The 18,052-nt window shown below is 56.2% G+C and carries 14 protein-coding genes; 10 read left to right on the top strand and 4 right to left on the bottom strand.

From position 1 onward, the window contains the following. Positions 1-206: 206 nt before the first annotated feature. A complete protein-coding gene (gene clpX / locus QP868_RS11175) occupies positions 207-1,466 on the top strand; it encodes an ATP-dependent Clp protease ATP-binding subunit ClpX (RefSeq protein WP_284926646.1) in 1,260 nt (419 codons plus the stop codon). 18 nt (positions 1,467-1,484) lie between these two features. On the opposite strand, the gene QP868_RS11170 is transcribed toward clpX, so the two are convergent. The 3 genes from QP868_RS11170 to QP868_RS11160 are packed head-to-tail and all read right to left on the bottom strand — an operon-like array spanning position 1,485 to position 5,617. Beyond that, a complete protein-coding gene (locus tag QP868_RS11170) occupies positions 1,485-2,156 on the bottom strand; it encodes an AIM24 family protein (RefSeq protein WP_284926645.1) in 672 nt (223 codons plus the stop codon). Positions 2,157-2,170: 14 nt separating this feature from the next. Further along, on the bottom strand, positions 2,171-4,816 hold the full coding sequence (gene valS, locus QP868_RS11165; RefSeq protein WP_284926644.1) for a valine--tRNA ligase: 2,646 nt from the start codon (positions 4,814-4,816) through the stop codon (positions 2,171-2,173). A 42-nt stretch (positions 4,817-4,858) separates the two neighbouring features. Then, the gene (locus QP868_RS11160; protein WP_284926643.1) at positions 4,859-5,617 is read right to left on the bottom strand and encodes an SDR family oxidoreductase; all 759 of its coding nucleotides are present in this window, start codon (positions 5,615-5,617) and stop codon (positions 4,859-4,861) included. Positions 5,618-5,952: 335 nt separating this feature from the next. Between QP868_RS11160 and ileS the strand changes: the two genes are divergently transcribed. Genes ileS through ndk form a run of 4 tightly spaced genes read left to right on the top strand, consistent with a single transcriptional unit; the run spans position 5,953 to position 11,486 of the window. Further along, positions 5,953-9,252 carry an isoleucine--tRNA ligase gene (gene ileS, locus QP868_RS11155; protein WP_284926642.1) on the top strand — a complete coding sequence of 1,100 codons (3,300 nt, stop codon included), beginning with the start codon at positions 5,953-5,955 and terminating at the stop codon, positions 9,250-9,252. Further along, positions 9,252-10,619: a bifunctional folylpolyglutamate synthase/dihydrofolate synthase gene (locus QP868_RS11150; RefSeq protein WP_284926641.1), complete on the top strand. Its 1,368-nt coding sequence runs from the start codon at positions 9,252-9,254 to the stop codon at positions 10,617-10,619. Before ileS ends, QP868_RS11150 begins: the two co-directional genes overlap by 1 nt. Continuing rightward, a complete protein-coding gene (locus QP868_RS11145) occupies positions 10,616-11,029 on the top strand; it encodes a DUF4233 domain-containing protein (protein WP_284926640.1) in 414 nt (137 codons plus the stop codon). Before QP868_RS11150 ends, QP868_RS11145 begins: the two co-directional genes overlap by 4 nt. Positions 11,030-11,069: 40 nt before the next feature. Next, positions 11,070-11,486, top strand: a complete 417-nt coding sequence (ndk, locus tag QP868_RS11140) for a nucleoside-diphosphate kinase (protein WP_284926639.1) — start codon at positions 11,070-11,072, stop codon at positions 11,484-11,486. 81 nt (positions 11,487-11,567) lie between these two features. On the opposite strand, the gene QP868_RS11135 is transcribed toward ndk, so the two are convergent. Then, positions 11,568-12,221, bottom strand: coding sequence for a vitamin K epoxide reductase family protein (locus QP868_RS11135; RefSeq protein WP_284926638.1), 654 nt, complete (start codon positions 12,219-12,221; stop codon positions 11,568-11,570). Positions 12,222-12,392: 171 nt separating this feature from the next. Here QP868_RS11135 and QP868_RS11130 point away from each other — a divergent pair, with 171 nt between their 5' ends. From QP868_RS11130 to rpmA, 5 genes are all read left to right on the top strand, one after another. Beyond that, positions 12,393-15,158: an Rne/Rng family ribonuclease gene (locus QP868_RS11130; RefSeq protein WP_473964649.1), complete on the top strand. Its 2,766-nt coding sequence runs from the start codon at positions 12,393-12,395 to the stop codon at positions 15,156-15,158. Between the two features lie 195 nt (positions 15,159-15,353). Beyond that, on the top strand, positions 15,354-16,904 hold the full coding sequence (locus tag QP868_RS11125) for an alanine/glycine:cation symporter family protein (RefSeq protein ID WP_284926636.1): 1,551 nt from the start codon (positions 15,354-15,356) through the stop codon (positions 16,902-16,904). 71 nt (positions 16,905-16,975) lie between these two features. Then, positions 16,976-17,287, top strand: a complete 312-nt coding sequence (locus tag QP868_RS11120) for a chorismate mutase (protein WP_284926635.1) — start codon at positions 16,976-16,978, stop codon at positions 17,285-17,287. Between the two features lie 150 nt (positions 17,288-17,437). Next, the gene (gene rplU, locus QP868_RS11115; protein WP_102237823.1) at positions 17,438-17,746 is read left to right on the top strand and encodes a 50S ribosomal protein L21; all 309 of its coding nucleotides are present in this window, start codon (positions 17,438-17,440) and stop codon (positions 17,744-17,746) included. Positions 17,747-17,764: 18 nt separating this feature from the next. Then, positions 17,765-18,016 (top strand): 50S ribosomal protein L27, encoded by a 252-nt coding sequence (rpmA, locus tag QP868_RS11110; RefSeq protein ID WP_284926634.1) that lies wholly within the window; start codon positions 17,765-17,767, stop codon positions 18,014-18,016. The last annotated feature ends 36 nt before the right edge of the window (positions 18,017-18,052 follow it).

Genomic DNA, 18,052 nt, shown 5'->3' with positions numbered 1-18,052 from the left:
GCCAAACACCGAGCACTTAAAGTAGCATGAAACCGAAACTGTCTAACAAAATGTCCGCACCCCCCTTTGCGCCGTTTCGCTACCTAACGGCGGTAAGATCTAGCGACACACCGTTAAGGGAAAACCGCCAGCTTAAGCGCGTTTATGCAAGCATGGAGCGAGCGAGCGTACTACTCTTGATATGAGTTCTGTGAAAGGTTGTGACAGTGACACGCGCAGGTGCAGATTTACTTAAATGTAGTTTTTGCGACAAAACGCAAAAACAAGTCCGAAAGCTCATCGCTGGTTCGGGCGTGTACATCTGCGACGAATGCATCGGCCTGTGCAACGAAATCATCGACGAAGAACTCAACGCCGGTAAAAAGACCGATGAGAAGATCGAGCTTCCCAAGCCACAGGACATTTTCGATCACCTCAACGACTTTGTCGTAGGTCAAGAGTCTGCTAAACGCGCCCTTTCAGTAGCGGTGTACAACCACTACAAACGCATCAACGCGATGCAATCAGGCGAACAACCTGACGTCGAAATCGCAAAGTCAAACATCCTCATGGTGGGCCCAACCGGTTCGGGAAAAACCTACGTAGCGCAGACACTCGCCAAAAAACTCAACGTACCTTTCGCAGTTGCCGACGCCACCTCACTTACAGAAGCCGGATACGTCGGCGAAGACGTCGAAAACATCCTGCTCAAACTCCTCCAAGCAGCCGACTTCGACGTTGAACGCGCTCAAACCGGCATCATCTACATCGACGAAATCGACAAGATCTCCCGGAAAGCCGAAAACCCGTCCATCACCCGCGATGTCTCCGGTGAAGGAGTCCAACAGGCACTCCTGAAAATCTTGGAAGGAACCCAGGCATCCGTCCCACCACAAGGCGGGCGCAAACACCCACATCAAGAATTCATCCAGCTGGACACCACCAATGTACTCTTCATTGTGGCTGGCGCATTTGCTGGCCTCGAAGAGATTATTTCCGCCCGCAAAGGCAAGCACGGAATCGGGTTCGGCGCACTCATCCAATCCAAAGAAGACGACGTTAACCACTTCGAGGACCTGCTCCCAGAAGACCTCCTGAAGTTCGGCCTCATTCCTGAGTTCATCGGTCGTGTCCCCGTGATCGCAACACTTGACAACCTTGACCGTGAAGCACTCATCGCGATCCTCACAGAACCACGCAACGCTTTAGTCAAGCAGTATCAAGCCATGTTCAACATGGACGGCGTCGAACTCGAATTTGAACACGAAGCACTCGAAGCAATCGCCGACCTCGCCCTCCTACGCGAAACCGGTGCGCGCGGACTTCGCTCAATTCTGGAAGAAGTCCTCCAGCCCATCATGTTTGAACTGCCTAGCCGCGATGACATCGAACGTGTCGTCATCACACACGACGTCGTCAACAGCAACGTCGCACCCACACTCGTCCCTAAAAAGGCACGCAAAAGGCCGTCCCGAAAGACGGCCTAACGCGAAAACAACCTCGGTCTAGTACGTTTCTGCCGGCTGCACCACAACGAAGCCAGGACCGTGGAACATCAGCTGAATCGTCTCACCAGACTCACGCCCAATAAACGTTCCAACCGAAGCGTCCACCTTAATCTGAGGTGCAAGATTTGCTGACCAGCACACCGCTGCCTGCGGGTCCACATAGGTTGGAGTCTGCGAGCAGTCAAGAACCATTGGGTCACCGTAACAGCACACTGACGCGCTACCCTGCCCGGACATTTCAATGTTGAATAGCCCAGACCCGGAAGCCAGAGCACCCATTCCACCGCGGATTCGCTTGATATCCCAGTTGAGGTGCGCATCGAACGCCAGCAACCGTGAGGAGTTCACAGTCAGAGCGTCCTGATCACCTTCGAGCTGCATGAGGAAGATGTTGGCCGCGTTGCGCGCGTAGAAAACCTCCCCATGCCCTTCGACACTCATCATGGGTGTGTCTTCGCTGGTCAGTTGTTTCTTAAAGAACTCACCAACCGAACGTGAGCCTTTGTGTCGGAACGTCACGTTGCCCTGGTATGCAACCATCGACCCCTTCGTCGCAACCATGGGTGCGTCAGGGGTGATGTACGTGCGCAACATGCGCTTGGACTGTAGAGTCCAACGCTCAGTGTTGTTTTTTTCCTGGTGGATATCGGCAAACAGTTCACTACGCATAGTGCCTCCGTTGATTACTTTTCTTCGACAGCGAACTCAATGTCAGTGACAGTGGGTTCCGTTTGCGCGTCGTCAACGGTGAGTTCCCACCCGCGAATACGGCCCGCAGCTTCCAAGTCACCCCGGGCGGCCTCTGCCATCGCCACCACGGCGGCGGTTGCGCGCAGAGTCGCTGATACGACCTCGGTCTTCTGGGACACCTTCGCTTCAGTCTTGGCACGGCGGACTTCTGCCAGGATCGTTGCGATGGTTTCCAATTCCACGCCCGAGGTGTCACCGACTGTGATTTCGGTGGCACCTGGCCATGTGGTTCGGTGGATAGATCCGTCATGCCACCACGACCACACTTCTTCAGTGACGAACGGCATGAACGGAGCAAAGAGACGCAACAGCGCGTCAAGTGCGGTCGCCAGGGTCACGTGAGCAGAAAGCTGAGCCTGCTCGCCCTGCGCGCCGTATGAACGGTCCTTAACGAGCTCCACGTAGTCGTCGGTGAACTCCCAGAAGAACGACTCGGTGACACGCAGCGCATGCGCGTAGTCGTACTCGGCGAAGTGCGCACCCGCCTGTTCGATCGTGGCACGCAGTTTGGACAGCAGCGCCTGGTCAAGCGGGTGAGTCACGTGATCAAAGTCCTGAACGTGACCGCCGTGGACACCCTGCGCAAGGGCAAACTTGGACGCGTTGAGTAGTTTCATGGCCAAACGACGACCGATCTGCATCTGCGACACGTCATAGGCGGTGTCACCGCCCAAACGTGCGCTTGCTGCCCAGTAACGGACCGCGTCGGGCCCAAACCCAGGCTTGGTTTCCGCGATGATGTCACTAGGGACAACCACATTGCCCTTGGACTTCGACATCTTCTTGCGGTCTGGGTCCAGAATCCACCCGGACAGTGCGGTGTTCGTCCATGGGATTGAGCCGTTAATCGAGTTAGCACGAACCACTGTGGAGAACAGCCACGTGCGGATAATGTCGTGACCCTGTGGGCGTAGATCGAACGGAAAGACCTTGCTAAACAGGTCGTCGTCTGTGGACCATCCACCAATCAGTTGTGGTGTCAGGCTCGATGTAGCCCACGTGTCCAGCACGTCTGGGTCACCGGTAAAGCCACCTGGCTGGTCACGCTGTTCATCTGTGAAGCCTTCAGGGGTGTGTGCCTGTGGGTCCACTGGTAGCTGGTCGTCGTGTGGAACAATCGGGTCGTCGTAGTCTGGCTGGCCCTGCTCATCGAGGCGGTACCACAGCGGAATCGGAACACCGAAGTAGCGCTGACGTGACACCAACCAGTCGCCACTCAAGCCTTCAACCCAGTTCTCATAACGTGAACGCATAAAGGCTGGGTGCCAGTCGATTTCGCGACCCCGCGCAATCAGAGCGTCACGGAGTTCCGCGCTACGTCCACCGTTGCGGATGTACCACTGACGCGACGTGACGACTTCAAGAGGCTTGTCGCCCTTTTCATAGAACGGAACCGGGTGGGTGATCTGCTCAATAGGCCCGGTGAGGTCACCAGACTCTTCCAGCAGCTCAGCAATTTCCTTACGAGCAGTGAACGTGGTCTTACCAGCAAGCTTGCCGTACACCTCGGCGGCGTCAGACTTTGCGGAGCTGGCAATCCATTCGGGAACCTCGCGACTCAAGCGCCCGTCACGGGTCACCACGGCACGCGTCGGGAGGTCCAGTTCACGCCACCACGTGACGTCGGTGAGGTCACCAAACGTACATACCATGGCAATACCTGTACCCTTATCCGACTTAGCGAGTTCGTGAGCCTTGACCTCAACCTCAACACTGAACAGTGGCGACACAACGGTCGAACCAAAAAGCCCCTGGTAACGCTCATCGTCGGGGTGGGCCACAAGCGCCACAACTGCTGGAATGAGCTCTGGGCGCGACGTCAAAATGACAACAGGCTCACGCGTGGTGTCGGCCAGGCCGTCGGATCCGGTGGGGAAGAATTTGACCTTGTGGTACGCGCCTTCCTTCTCGCGGTCCTCGAGCTCAGCTTGCGCAACCGCAGTCCCAAATGTCACATCCCACATGGTGGGGGCGTCCTGCGAGTACGCTTGCCCCGCCTTTAAATCGTGCAAAAACGCGCGCTGGGACACGGCCCGAGATTTGTCATCGATCGTGCGGTACGAATAGTTCCAGTCAACTGAGAGCCCAACTGAGCGGAACAGCTGCTCGAACACCTTTTCGTCTTCAGCAGACAGCTTCTCGCACAGCTCGATGAAGTTCAGACGCGAAACAGCAACAAAGTCGCGTGGATTCTTTGCTGGCTTTTCAGGTGGCGTGAAGTCCGGGTCATAGGCAAGTGAGGGCTCACACTTGACGCCGTAGTAGTTCTGCACGCGACGTTCGGTTGGAAGGCCGTTGTCGTCCCACCCCATGGGGTAGAAAACGTTTTTGCCGGTCATGCGCATGTAGCGCGCCATGACGTCGGTGTGCGTGTAGCTAAAGACGTGGCCCACGTGCAAGGAACCGGAGGCGGTCGGTGGGGGAGTATCGATTGCGTAGACCTCTTCACGGGTGGTGTTGCGGTCAAACGCGTAGACCTGTTCCTCACCCCATTTCGCATCCCATTTTTCGGAAAGCCCTTCGAGGGCTGGTTTGTCTGGAAGGTGCACCGAGTCGTGTGTGCTTGGGCCGTTATTCATAGCTTTATCTTTTCACCTGGGTTGGGCAAAGGCCAAAGACCTTTAGAGTCCGGAGTTGCGCGCCACCTTGTGCTGTGCCGCTTGGGCAATGAGGCGAATGACCATGAGGTCAACATTGAAGTGGTGCGGGCGCGTCAGCGTGTAGACAACAGCGTCAGCAACATCCTCGGCCGTCAGCGGGCGCTCAACGCCCTCGTACACCTTGTCGGCAGCTTCCTGGGATCCCAGCCGTTTGAGAGAAAACTCGTCAGTGGCGACCATGCCAGGGGCAATTTCCATGACGCGGACCGGCTGGCCGGCAAGTTCCAGCCTCAAAGTTTCTGCGACCGAGGTGGTTCCGTGCTTGGCAGCGACGTAACCGCCTCCGCCTTCATAGGCAATGTGCCCGGCCGTGGAACTCATGATGCAGATGTCACCTCGGCCGGAGTCGACCAAGGCGGGCAGGAGCGCCTTGACGGCGCGCACCACGCCCAGCACGTTGATGTCGAACATCTTTTTCCAGTCGTCGACGTTGGCGTCCTTGACTTCATCGGTGCCCAGAGCGAAGCCAGCGTTGGCCACAAGCGAGTGGACCGGTCCTTGGGCGCGTACTTCTTCAGCCATGCGCGTAACGTCATCGTCGCTGGTCATATCGGCCACGATGTAGGTGGCACCGGTTTCCTCAGCAAGCGCCTTGAGCTTGTCTTCACGCCGGGCAACTGCCACAACGTCCCAGTTAAGAGCTCGGAGCTGGCGAACGGTTGCTGCGCCAATACCTGAGCTGGCGCCAGTGACCACTGCACGTAGTTTCTGATCAGTCATTGGTCCTCCTCTATATACGTCCCACACTACACACGTATACACGGGCTTCTATGCGCTAAGCTAGTACCGCTATGATCCGGCCATCACCGGGGAGCATCCGGAAGAAAAGCGGTTGCAAGAAAGCATGTGCAGTAAACAGCAGGAAGGCATTCGCCCAGTAGAACCGGACGGGTAGGCCCGTAACAGCCTTATGAGCGATCTGTCCTTGCCACCTCGGGAAGAACAGATAAGCGGGGTGGTACCGCGGTGGCCCACTGGCCTTCGTCCTCGCACGGATGACACCGTAAATCGGGTCAAGTGCGAACCACTCGGCCCCTGAAAGTTAAAGGACGCTCATGACCGAAACAACCGGCTCAGAAGCTCACACCCAACGGGTGTACCCCCAGGCGACAACGTTTACTGGCGGACTTACACCCAGCCCCACATTTCCAGAACTAGAAAAAGACATTCTTGCTTACTGGAACGAAAACAACACATTCCGCAAGTCTGTCGAACAACGGGACGCCGGCGTCGACGGTGAAAACGAGTTCGTCTTCTATGACGGCCCTCCGTTTGCGAACGGTCTGCCACACTACGGTCACCTGCTGACCAGCTACGTCAAAGACGTCGTTCCCCGCTACCAGACCATGCGCGGGAAGAAAGTCGAAAGACGGTTCGGGTGGGACACGCACGGCCTTCCCGCCGAACTCGAAGCCATGCGCCAGCTGAGCTTGAAAACCAAAGACGAAATCCTGGACATGGGCGTCGAAAAGTTCAACGACGCCGCCCGCGCTTCCGTGCTCAAGTACACCAACGAGTGGGAAGAGTACGTCAACCGCATGGGTCGCTGGGTCGACTTTGAGAACGACTACAAGACTCTCAACCCCGAATTCATGGAGTCGGTTCTGTGGGTGTTCAAAACTCTGTACGACAAGGGCCTCATCTACGAAGGTTTCCGTGTTCTGCCGTACTGCTGGTCGGACGAGACTCCGTTGTCGAACCACGAACTCCGCATGGACGAAGAGGTCTACAAGGACCGTCAGGACCCGTCGGTCACCGTTGGTCTGACGTGCTCGGGTGGTCCGCTCGAACGTCTGCACGGCGCTAAGTTCCTCATCTGGACCACCACGCCGTGGACCCTGCCTTCTAACCTTGCGATCGTGGTTGGATCGGACATCGACTACGTGGTTGTGGAGTCCGAGGTGCCAACTGGTACCGCTGAAAGGTACGTGATCGCGCAGGCACGGCTGGCAGCGTACGCAAAAGAACTGGGGGAGGAGCCCACAGTTGTTGAAACGCTGAAGGGCTCCGACCTTCTTGGCCACACGTACAACCCGCCGTTTACCTATTACGAAGGCCACGAGAACGCCTTCCGGATTCTCGAAGGAGACTTCGTTACCACCTCGGACGGTACCGGATTGGTGCACACCGCGGGAGCGTTCGGTGAGGACGACTACGTTGTCACCCAGGCAGCTGGAATTGAAGCGGTCATGCCTGTGAGCGCGAGCGGCCAGTTCACCGCACCCGTTAAGGAGTTCGAAGGCCTGCAGGTTTTCGATGCTAATTCGCCACTGATCCGCCACCTGAAGAACGCCACTAAACAGGACGGCGAAACAGGATCCGTGTGGGACGGCACCGTGCTGGTGCGCCACGAAACCTACAACCACTCCTACCCACACTGCTGGCGGTGTAAGAACCCGCTCATCTACAAGGGTGTGAGTTCGTGGTTTGTTGAGGTCACCAAGATCAAAGACAAGATGTTGGCCAACAACGAAAAGATCACGTGGGTGCCGGACAACGTCAAGCACGGTCAGTTCGGAAAGTGGCTGGAAAACGCACGCGACTGGTCGATTACGCGTAACCGGTTCTGGGGAAGCCCCGTTCCCGTGTGGAAATCGGACAACCCGGAGTATCCACGCTTGGACGTCTACGGTTCGTTTGAAGAGATCGAACGCGACTTTGGTCGCCTGCCAACTGGGCCAGACGGCAAACCCAACCTGCACCGCCCGTACGTCGATGAATTGACCCGACCCAATCCGGATGACCCCACGGGTAAGTCCACCATGCGTCGTGTCGAAGACATCCTGGATGTGTGGTTCGACTCCGGTTCCATGCCATACGGTCAGGTCCACTATCCGTTTGACAACAAGGACTGGTTCGAACACCACTACCCGGCAGACTTCATTGTTGAGTACATCGGGCAGACCCGCGGGTGGTTCTACACGCTACACATTCTGGCCTCTGCACTGTTCGACAAACCGGCGTTCATGGACGTGATCTGCCACGGAATTGTTCTTGGTTCAGACGGGCAGAAGATGTCGAAGAGCCTGCGCAACTACCCGGACGTCAACGAAGTGTTTGAACGTGACGGCTCCGACGCGATGCGCTGGTTCCTCATGTCCAGCCCCATCCTGCGCGGAGGAAACCTCATCGTCACGGAGCAGGGAATCCGCGACGGTGTTCGCCAGGTGATCCTTCCAGCCTGGAACGCGTGGTACTTCTTCGCCACGTACTCCAACACAGCTGAGTCAGCTGAAGGTGCAGACACGCGCGGTTACAGTGCCAAGAAGCGCTATGAATCAAGCCAAGTTCTGGACCGCTACCTGCTGGCCAAAACTCATGATTTCCTGGTCGACTTCCAGCAGGCCATGGACTCCTATGACCTGTGGAGCGGTTGCCAGCTGATCCGTGAGTACTTGGACATTCTGACCAACTGGTACGTGCGCCGGTCGCGTCGTCGTTTCTGGGACGGCACGGCGACAACGCACGAAAGCTTCGACGTGTTCTACACCTGCTTTGAAGCGTTCATTCGTGCAGCGTCCCCGCTCATGCCGTTTGTTGCGGAAGAAATTTTCCGTGGCCTCACGGGAGAAGAGTCGGTCCACTTGGCTGACTACCCAGACGCAGCCTTGTTCCCTGAAGACCCAGACCTGGTTGAACGCATGGACGCAACCCGTGGCGTGTGTTCCGTGGGGTCGAGCCTGCGCAAGGCACAGCGCCTGCGTGTGCGTCTACCTCTGTCCACGCTCACAGTCGCAACCGACATTGAGTTGGGTGAGGACTTCACCTCTATCATCGCTGACGAGCTGAACGTGAAGTCGGTTGACGTGTTGCGCATGAACGAAGCAGCTGAAGCTGGATTCTCACTCGACCACAAACTCACGGTAAACGCCCGCGCAGCCGGCCCGCGCCTCGGGAAGGAAGTGCAGACTGCCATCAAGGGTTCAAAAACAGGCGACTGGTCCGTGAATGACGGTGTTGTGGTCTCCGGTGGGATTGAGCTGGTGGACGGTGAGTACACCTTAGAAGAGGTCGCCGAGGCGGCAAGCGACAGTGTTGTTCTGGCACCTACCGACTCTGGTTTCGTGGCGCTGGATACCACCGTGACACCGGAGCTGGAGGCGGAAGGTCTGGCACGTGACGCTGTCCGGGCTATCCAGAACATCCGACGTGAACTCGACCTGGATGTCTCTGACCGCATCCGCGTCACGCTCTTCACCGACGACGCAACCGCGAAGGCACTCACCCCTCACCGTTTGCTCATTGCAGGCGAAACGCTTGCTTTGCAGTTCGAACTCAGCACTGACAAAGCAGAAGGAGACGACCTGCACTCCGCTCATGAACTGAACGCGAACATTCGCGTGGTGAAGGCCTAATGGATTTCACATCTGAACTTGCCCGCGCCCAGGCTTTGCTGCAGGCGCGGGCCGGAGAAACGGAAGTTGAACTACGCCTCGACGCTACGCGCAGGGCGTGCGAGCTTCTAGGTGACATTCACACGTCTGCCCCTGTCATCACGGTGACGGGAACGAACGGAAAAACGTCCACGGCTCGCATGATTGACACGCTGATTCGCGCACACGATCTGCGCACCGGACGGTTTTCCAGCCCTCACATGCAGGATCTGACTGAACGTTTCAGCGTGGACGGCGAACCGGTGAGCGCTGAGAAGTTCGTGGAGATTGTCGACGACATCCAGCCCGTTCTTCATATCGTTGACCAGGAACTGGCCCAGTCGGACCGACCGCCTCTCACGTTCTTTGAAGCGCTCACCGTGGTTGCGTTCGCAATTTTCGCCGACGCGCCCGTGGACGTCATGATCCTCGAAGTGGGCATGGGTGGCGAATGGGACTCCACCAATGTCGCCGACGCTCAGGTGTGCGTGTTCACCCCTGTGAGCCTGGACCATCAGCAGTTCTTGGGCGACACGGTCGAAGAGATCGCGCGCACAAAAGCGGGGATCCTCAACCGCAATGTGGATCCTTCTCCTGCCCCGCATCCGGTTGCGGTTGTGGGTCCCCAGGTTCCCGAGGTCGAAGACGTCTTAGCGTCTGAGTTCTCTGGCCGCGATGCCCAGTCCAGGTGGTTGGGACGTGACTTTGGTCTGCAGAACAGGCTGAACGCGGTAGATGGCCAAGTGATCCACGTGCGCACGCAGCTGGGGGACTACCCCGACCTGTTCCTTCCGCTGCACGGTGAACACCAGGCGGTAAACGCGGCAGTTGCTCTTGCCGCAGTTGAGGCGTTTTTGGGAACAGAAGACAAACCCTTAAACGCCGAGGTCGTTGGCGAAGGTATGAGCGCTGTGACATCGCCTGGTCGCGTGGAGATCCTGCGATCCGAACCCACAGTGATTGTTGACGGAGCCCACAACGCGCACGCGGCGCAAGTTCTCGCTGAAACAGTGGGTGACGCTTTTGACTTCGCCGAGGTCGTCGCAGTGGTCGCAATGTATGCGGACAAAGACCCGCACGGCGTTTTTGAACATATTCACCGATTCGCTAAGCGTGTGATCGTGACCCAAGCGCAGTCTCCACGGGCCATGGAAGCGGAAAAGCTTGCTTCTGCTGCTAGCGAATGGTGGGAAGAAGACGACGTCATGGTGGAAAACGATATGAACTCTGCACTCATGAAGGCACTCGATTTAGCACTCGAAGAGTCAGGAACAGGTGTCGTGGTTACCGGGTCTCTGTCTACGGTTGGCGAAGCACGCACACTCCTTGGACGGAAGGATCAATCGTGAGCCAGGCGCTGCCTACCCTCCCGCTGAAGTCGAAGCTACCAGTTTTGTGCGGCACGATTCTGATCTCTGAAATTCTGGTCGTCTATCTCGCGTTCCTTGTGGGATACGGACTGAGACCTATATCCCTGACATGGCTTCTCGTGGGTGCGTCCGTGATCACCGTTCTGTGTATAGTCGCCACCGCAACCTTGCCACGTAAGGCACTTGGTTCAGGTATTGGCGTGCCACTGGGCCATGTTGCTCAAGTGTGTGTGCTCCTGACCGCTTTTGTACTCCCTACGATGCTCATTGTTGGCGTGATTTTCACCGCAATGTGGGTCGTAGCTGTGTACTGGGGCAAGCGGATAGACAGGGAAGCCACAGAATGGGCGAAGCAAGAGATCGCCGCAGCCAATAAAAAGAAAAGTTAACCTAGTAGTGGTTGCTCAATTTCAACGATAGGAGAATTTCGTGAGCGAACGGACTCTTGTCCTCATCAAACCCGATGGCGTGAAGCGTGGTTTGATCGGTGAAGTGATTTCACGCATCGAAACCAAAGGCTACACAATCGAACGACTGAAAATGATGGAAGCCTCGCGCCAACTCCTCACGGAACACTACGAAGAGCACGAAGGAAAACCGTTCTTTGACCCGCTGGTCGACTTCATGTCCTCCGGTCCAGTTGTTGCCATGGTCGTTGAGGGCGACGGTGTGATCCTCGGATTCCGAGCGCTCGCCGGTGCTACCGACCCAACGACTGCTGGGCCTGGAACGATCCGTGGAGACCTCGGGCGAGACTGGGGAACAGCGGTTCAGCAGAACCTGGTCCACGGTTCAGACTCGTCGTTGTCGGCCGAACGCGAAATCGGTTTGTGGTTCCAAGACTGAGCCACACATAGCTGTTCATGAAAATCGCCCCCGGTGCACAGTGCACCGGGGGCGATTCGTTGAAATGAGCAGTTAGATGAGTCAGATAAGGGTGCTGAAATAGCCCCAGAAGCGAATCACAATCGACACGTAGACGACAAAGAGCAACACCACGCTGATGAGCAACGAACTTGATGCGAAGACGCGAACAGTGATGCTGTCACGAATACCGGTCCCAAAGTTACCTGCCAAAGCGTTATAGCCGGTAGTTGTGCAGAACAGCGGGATGGTGACTGTCCACACCACGATGCACCAAGGGCATCCGATTCCTATCACCCAGATGGAACTGATGTAGAGGAATATCACCAGAGCCATACCTCCCAGAAGCCCAATATTGAGCCCAACCATCACCCAGCCGGGAACGCGTACGCGACTGGTGAGCAGAACCCCCAACAGCAAGGGAAAGACGAACGCGGCGATTCCCAACAGCTGGTTGGGGAAGCCAAAGAGCTGCGACTGAGGGTACTGCATGACACCGCTGCACGAAAAGAACGGATTCATGTCGCACGAAAGAATGTAGTCAGGGTTTTCGAGCTTTTTGATCTTTTCAATTGAAAGGTCAAATGAGGCAAGCAGCCCGATAGCTGAAAGTACAACCATGTAGACCCCGTGGACCATTGGATTGAGAAGCCACGTTGACGGTTGCGCAAGCTGTGTCTCAAGGTGCTCATCTTGTTCGGTTCGTTTTGCACTCACGGTGTCAAGCATGCCACGGAGAGCCGAACTTGCGCCATGAAATCACCATGTGTGGCACGTGTCGGTTCACTGAATGGACATGCGCCGTGGCGCGTGTACAGGGTTTGTACATGAAGCGTGTGACATAATGAGGGGCGAGCGAGGTTGAGCACCCAACTTCGAGCTTCCACCTTGTGGGTCTTGATCCGCGTGGTTAAAGAGAAGCAGGCCAACGCGCCGTTGCGCGAGCCTTACTGCTCAAGAGTTTTTGCGTACAAACGCGTAGACAGTGTCAGTTCCCTGACAGTGTGCGAACGGTGCATCGCAGACTGGACGGGGCAGGAGTTTAACAAAATGAATACACAGGACCTCGATCCTAAGGCAGGCATTCTTGCCGACCTCGAAAATTTAAGAAAATCTCGCGGCAAATCTGGTGTCGAAGAAGACCACCAGGAAACCACCCAAGTTGACCAAAACAAACGAGACGTCCTCGAGGACATTGCTCGTGTTGCCGAAGACAAAAGAAGAGAAGCGACAGCAGCAGACGCTGCGGAAAAAGACCAGGACACCGAACCTCAACAGGAACATCGTCGCCTGGACCCCCTGTCGTCCATCTTCTCTAACCTGCCGGGACAGGTGGCACAACCCGAAAACCTGGTAACGGCCTCGGCGGGGGACTCCTTTGACCCCAAAGCGGTGTTTTCCGCAGCGCAACAGGACGAAGACGAACAGGTGGAGCCCGTCAAGGCGCCTAGCTCCAACTTCCTCACATTCCAACAGCCACAAGCTGAGTTGGGTGAAGTCGTTGACCCCACGTGGACGGGGGATGACGAGGACGAAGACGACAGCGACGACGATGACAATGACGCGTCAGACAGCTCCGATGACTCAGAAAGCTCTGGAGAGTCTGGGGACAATGATCGGCGACGTCGTCGCCGTGGTGGCCGAGGTCGTCGCTCCCGGTCGCGCGAAGACTCTGGGGACTCGGAAAGCCAGGCCTCCTCAAGCAAGGGTGAAAAGGACTCCGACAGCAAGCCGGCCGATGCGAAAGACTCGGACGATGACAACAACCAGGACTCGTCACGTCGTCGCAGGCGTCGTCGAGTTCGTAGTGCAGAAGACTCCGTCACCGGTGTGAAAGGGTCTACTCGACTCGAAGCGAAGCGTCAGCGCCGCCGTGAAGGTCGCGAAGCTGGTCGCAGGCGCCCACTGATCACCGAGGCGGAATTCTTGGCGCGTCGCGAATCTGTTGAACGCACCATGATTGTGCGTGAACACGACGGGCGTACACAGTTGGTCGTTACCGAAGACGGAATTGCTGTTGAGCACTACCTGTCTGAAGCTAAAGCTCAAGCGTCGCTGATTGGCAACGTGTACCTGGGGAAGGTGCAGAACGTTCTTCCCAGCATGGAAGCTGCGTTCGTTGACATTGGTAAGGGACGTAACGCTGTTCTGTATGCCGGTGAAGTGAACTGGGACGTCCTGGGAATGGATGGGAAGCCTCACCGTATTGAAGTGGCGCTCAACCCTGGTGACTCGGTGCTCGTGCAGGTGACGAAGGACCCAATTGGTCACAAAGGTGCGCGTCTCACTAGCCAAATTTCTTTGCCGGGCCGTTTCTTGGTGTATGTTCCCAACAATGCCATGACGGGTATTTCCCGCAAGTTGCCGGACAAAGAACGCCAGCGTCTACGGAAGCTTTTGGGTGACGCGGTTCCAGAGGGAAACGGTGTGATTGTTCGTACCGCTGCCGAAGGAGCCAGCGAAGAAGAGCTGACTCGTGATATCGATCGCCTGGCTAAGCGCTGGCAGACGATTGAGAAGAAGTCGACGTCCACAAAGGTGCTGGCTCCGCAGCTTCTGTACTCAGAGCCAGACATGATCGTGCGCATCATTCGTGACGTCTTTAACGAGGACTTCACCAAGCTCGTCATCGATGGCGACGGGGTGTATGACACCATCCACGAGTACGTGGAATCGGTTGCGCCGGACCTTGTGGACCGCGTCGAGCGGTACACGGGTGACGAAGACGTATTTGATCACTTCCGCGTTTCCGAACAGATTGAAAAAGCATTGTCCCGCAAAGTGAACCTGCCTTCGGGTGGTTCGCTCGTCATCGACCGCACTGAAGCGATGACCGTCATCGACGTCAACACCGGTAAGTTCACCGGTTCCGGCGGAAACCTCGAAGAAACCGTCACCAAGAACAACCTTGAAGCTGCGGAAGAAGTGATTCGCCAGCTTCGCTTGCGTGACATTGGCGGAATCATTGTGGTTGACTTCATCGACATGGTTCTTGAATCCAACCGTGACCTTGTGGTTCGTCGTTTGGTCGAATGCCTGGGGCGTGACCGCACCAAGCACCAGGTGGCAGAAGTGACGTCACTTGGGCTTGTGCAGATGACACGTAAGCGGATCGGCACCGGCTTGGCTGAAAGCCTTGTGGCTGCTGGCGAAGACCTGTCTGGTCGCGGACTTGTCTTGCCGGGAACCGAAGTCGACAACTCTAAACAGTACAAGTCGCGGAAGAAGCGTACTCGGCCAAACGAGAAGTCGTCGGCTAAGCCTTCGAGCAATGAACTTACGGCTATTGCTGCCGCGACAATGCGATCCCGCCAAGTCGAAGGCGCGGAAGCTCAAGAAGAAGCACAGGCTCAGGCAGCGGACAAAGAATCGACCGCTGCGAAAAAGCCAGTGGCAGACGAACAGACAACCAGGGCGCAAACTCAGCAGTCACAGGAAGAAACTCAAGAAGCTCCGCCGGAGGCCGCACCAATTGTGCATGCACCTGGAACGGTGATGATTGGAGACGACTCTGAGACGAAGATTCAGAAGGCGGAACCCAAAAAACGTCCAGCTGTGACCCCAAAGGCACAGAAGCCCGAGGACAAGGCTGAGGATAAGCCTCGAGAAGAGGCCCCGGCTCTTCCAGTACTCATCATCGGAGATGACGAGTAGCTCGACGTCTGCTGTTTGAAGTTGCAGTTCAGCCCGTCAGCGCGAAGTGATTTCGCGGTGGCGGGTTTCTGTTTTGCAAGTTCAGATTTACACCCCAGATAACGGTTCGATAACACAGTGTGTCCCACGCCACATTTCATGTTGCGAAAGTCGAAGGTACCCGTGAGTCTATTGTGAGATGTAACTCACACTAAGGTGGTGGACGCATTGAGCAATGCGAATCAAATTGAAGAGGCGATTAACACCGGTTTTGAGCCGATCGCCACGGGATTGGAAAATATTGTTTTCTTCGCAGTCCCAGTAGCTGGAGGTAGTCTCCCGCTCGTGCTGGTCTGGCTAATTGTCGGGGCGACGATCTTTACGATTATCACCGGATTTATCCAGTTCCGCGGATTCGGCGTCGCACTGGAAGTGGTGAGAGGTAAGTTCTCATCAAAGGACGACCCGGGTGAAGTGACACACTTCCAGGCTCTTGCATCTGCGGTGTCCGGAACGGTGGGTCTGGGTAACATCGCCGGTGTCGGTGTTGCTATGTCTGTCGGTGGTCCAGGTGCGGCCTTCTGGATGATGGTCGCAGGTATCTTGGGTATGGCCACTAAGTTCGTTGAATGTACGTTGGGTGTGAAATACCGCGAAATCGATGAGAATGGCGTGGTTCACGGTGGCCCATTCAAGTACTTGCCTATTGCGTTTAAGCGCTTCGGAGGCCCAGTCGCCAAGGTCCTCACGGGAATCTTCGCTATCGCGATTCTGCTGTTCGGTGTTGTCGGTGGAGGTATGTTCCAGTCGAACCAGGCCTTCGTTCAGATGCGCGAAGCAACCGGTGGTGCTGAAGGTCCTCTGGGTGGACCTCTTGGTGGTCTGTTCACTGGTATTTTGCTTGCAGGTCTCGTTGGTCTGGTTGTTATCGGAGGTATCAAGGTCATCGGTTCTGTGACCGACAAGTTGGTGCCTGCCATGGCAGTTCTGTACATCGGTTCGTGCCTCATTGTGATCTTTGGAAACTTCGGTCACGTTCCAGCCGCCTTCGCAGAGATTTTCGCGGGAGCCTTCACTCCTGAAGGTGGTCTGGGTGGAATGATCGGTGTGATGATCGTGGGCTTCCAGCGTGCGGCATTCTCGAACGAAGCTGGAATTGGATCTTCGCCAATCGCTCACTCAGCTGTAAAGACACGACGCCCAGTTTCGGAAGGTTTCGTAGCTCTGCTGGAACCCTTTATTGACACCGTGGTTGTCTGCCTCATGACCGCGCTGACCGTGATTATTGCCGGTGGTGAAACCTTTGCCAAGGCGCGCGAAGATGCGGCCGCTGGTGAATCGGTTGCAGGTGTTGAACTTGTTTCGAGTGCGTTCTCCTCAATCACCGGTTGGTGGCCAATTCTTCTGGCGATCGCGGTCGTTCTGTTCGCGATCTCGACCCTGATTACATGGGCCTACTATGGTGAAAAGGCGTGGCACTACCTGTTCGGTCGTCGTAACTGGTCGGACACGCTCTTCCGCCTGATCCTCATGGCGTTCATCTTGATTGGTTGCTTGGCGTCGTTCGGATCGATCGTGGCGTTTGCTGACGCGGTCCTGTTCATCTGCTGCTTCATCAACATCTTCGGTCTGTACCTGCTGGTACCTGAAGTGTTGCGTGAAATGAAGCAGTACCTGGCTGACCGCAAGGCTGGCACCCTCTACGAATTGGGTGCTGAATCTGAAGCGGAACTCCAAGAGATTCGCGAAGAACAGGGTAACGCCTAATTTCCCATAGGCAACTGGGCTCGGAGCAACTCACATGCTCCGGGCCCTTTTGCGTGATTTACACTGAAGAAATGACGTCTCACCCTGAACTCGACCGCCTGCGCCAGAGCATTGACAACTTGGACTCTGTTCTTATCCATGTGCTTGCAGAACGCTTCAAGCTCACAGAGCAGGTTGGCGAACTCAAAGCAGAAACGCAGTTGCCAGCAGCGGACCCGGAACGTGAGAAACGGCAAGTGAAGCGCTTGCGCGCGTTAGCCGCGGACGCTCAACTTGACCCGGAGTTTGCGGAAAAGTTTCTGGCCTTTATCGTTGCTGAAGTGATTCGCCATCACGAACGCATCGCAGAAGAAAAGGCGGCCCAAAACGACACGTCTCTCTAACTTGCTCAGCAAGTTCTTTGTGAGTAGAATGATTCGTCGGTGCATTTAGCGCCTCGGCTGGATTTTCCTCGTAATGGGACGAATGGTCCAAGGAACGTCTGCTGACATGAGTACGCTCGCCAGAGCGCATACAGAAGGAAGGTATCGTACATGGTTTATGCCATCGTCCGTGCCGGCGGTCACCAGGAAAAAGTGAGCGTTGGCGACACTATTACCGTGAATCGGATCAAAGCTGAAATTGGTGACTCCGTTGACCTCGACGTAGTCCTGCACGTAGACGGTGAGACCGTTACCCACGAGCCTTCCGCTCTGGCAAAAATGGCAGTGACTGCTGAAGTCGTCGGCGAACACCGTGGACCAAAGATTGTCATTCAGAAGTACAAGAACAAGACTGGATACAAGAAGCGCATCGGTCACCGTCAGGACCTGACGCGCCTCAAGATCACCGGTATTAAGTAGCGGTAGGAGAGTTTAGAAATGGCAAGTAAAAAGGGAGTCTCCTCGACTCGAAATGGTCGCGACTCAAACGCTAAGCGACTGGGCGTAAAGCGCTACGGTGGTCAGGTCGTTGACGCAGGCGAAATTCTTGTTCGCCAGCGTGGGACTAAGTTCCACCCCGGTGTCAACGTAGGCCGTGGTGGTGACGACACGCTGTTCGCATTGGCTGCTGGAACCGTTGAGTTCGGCGCAAAGGGCGGACGCAAGGTTGTCAACATCGTTGCTGGCTAATTGAATTATTTACACTGGTGGGGTGAGCCGTTACGG

The organism is Brevibacterium sp. UMB1308A (assembly GCF_030230605.1).
Taxonomy (GTDB): Bacteria; Actinomycetota; Actinomycetes; order Actinomycetales; family Brevibacteriaceae; genus Brevibacterium.
Note: the sequence above shows the minus strand (reverse complement) of the source record. Positions and strands in the feature narration are given on the sequence as shown.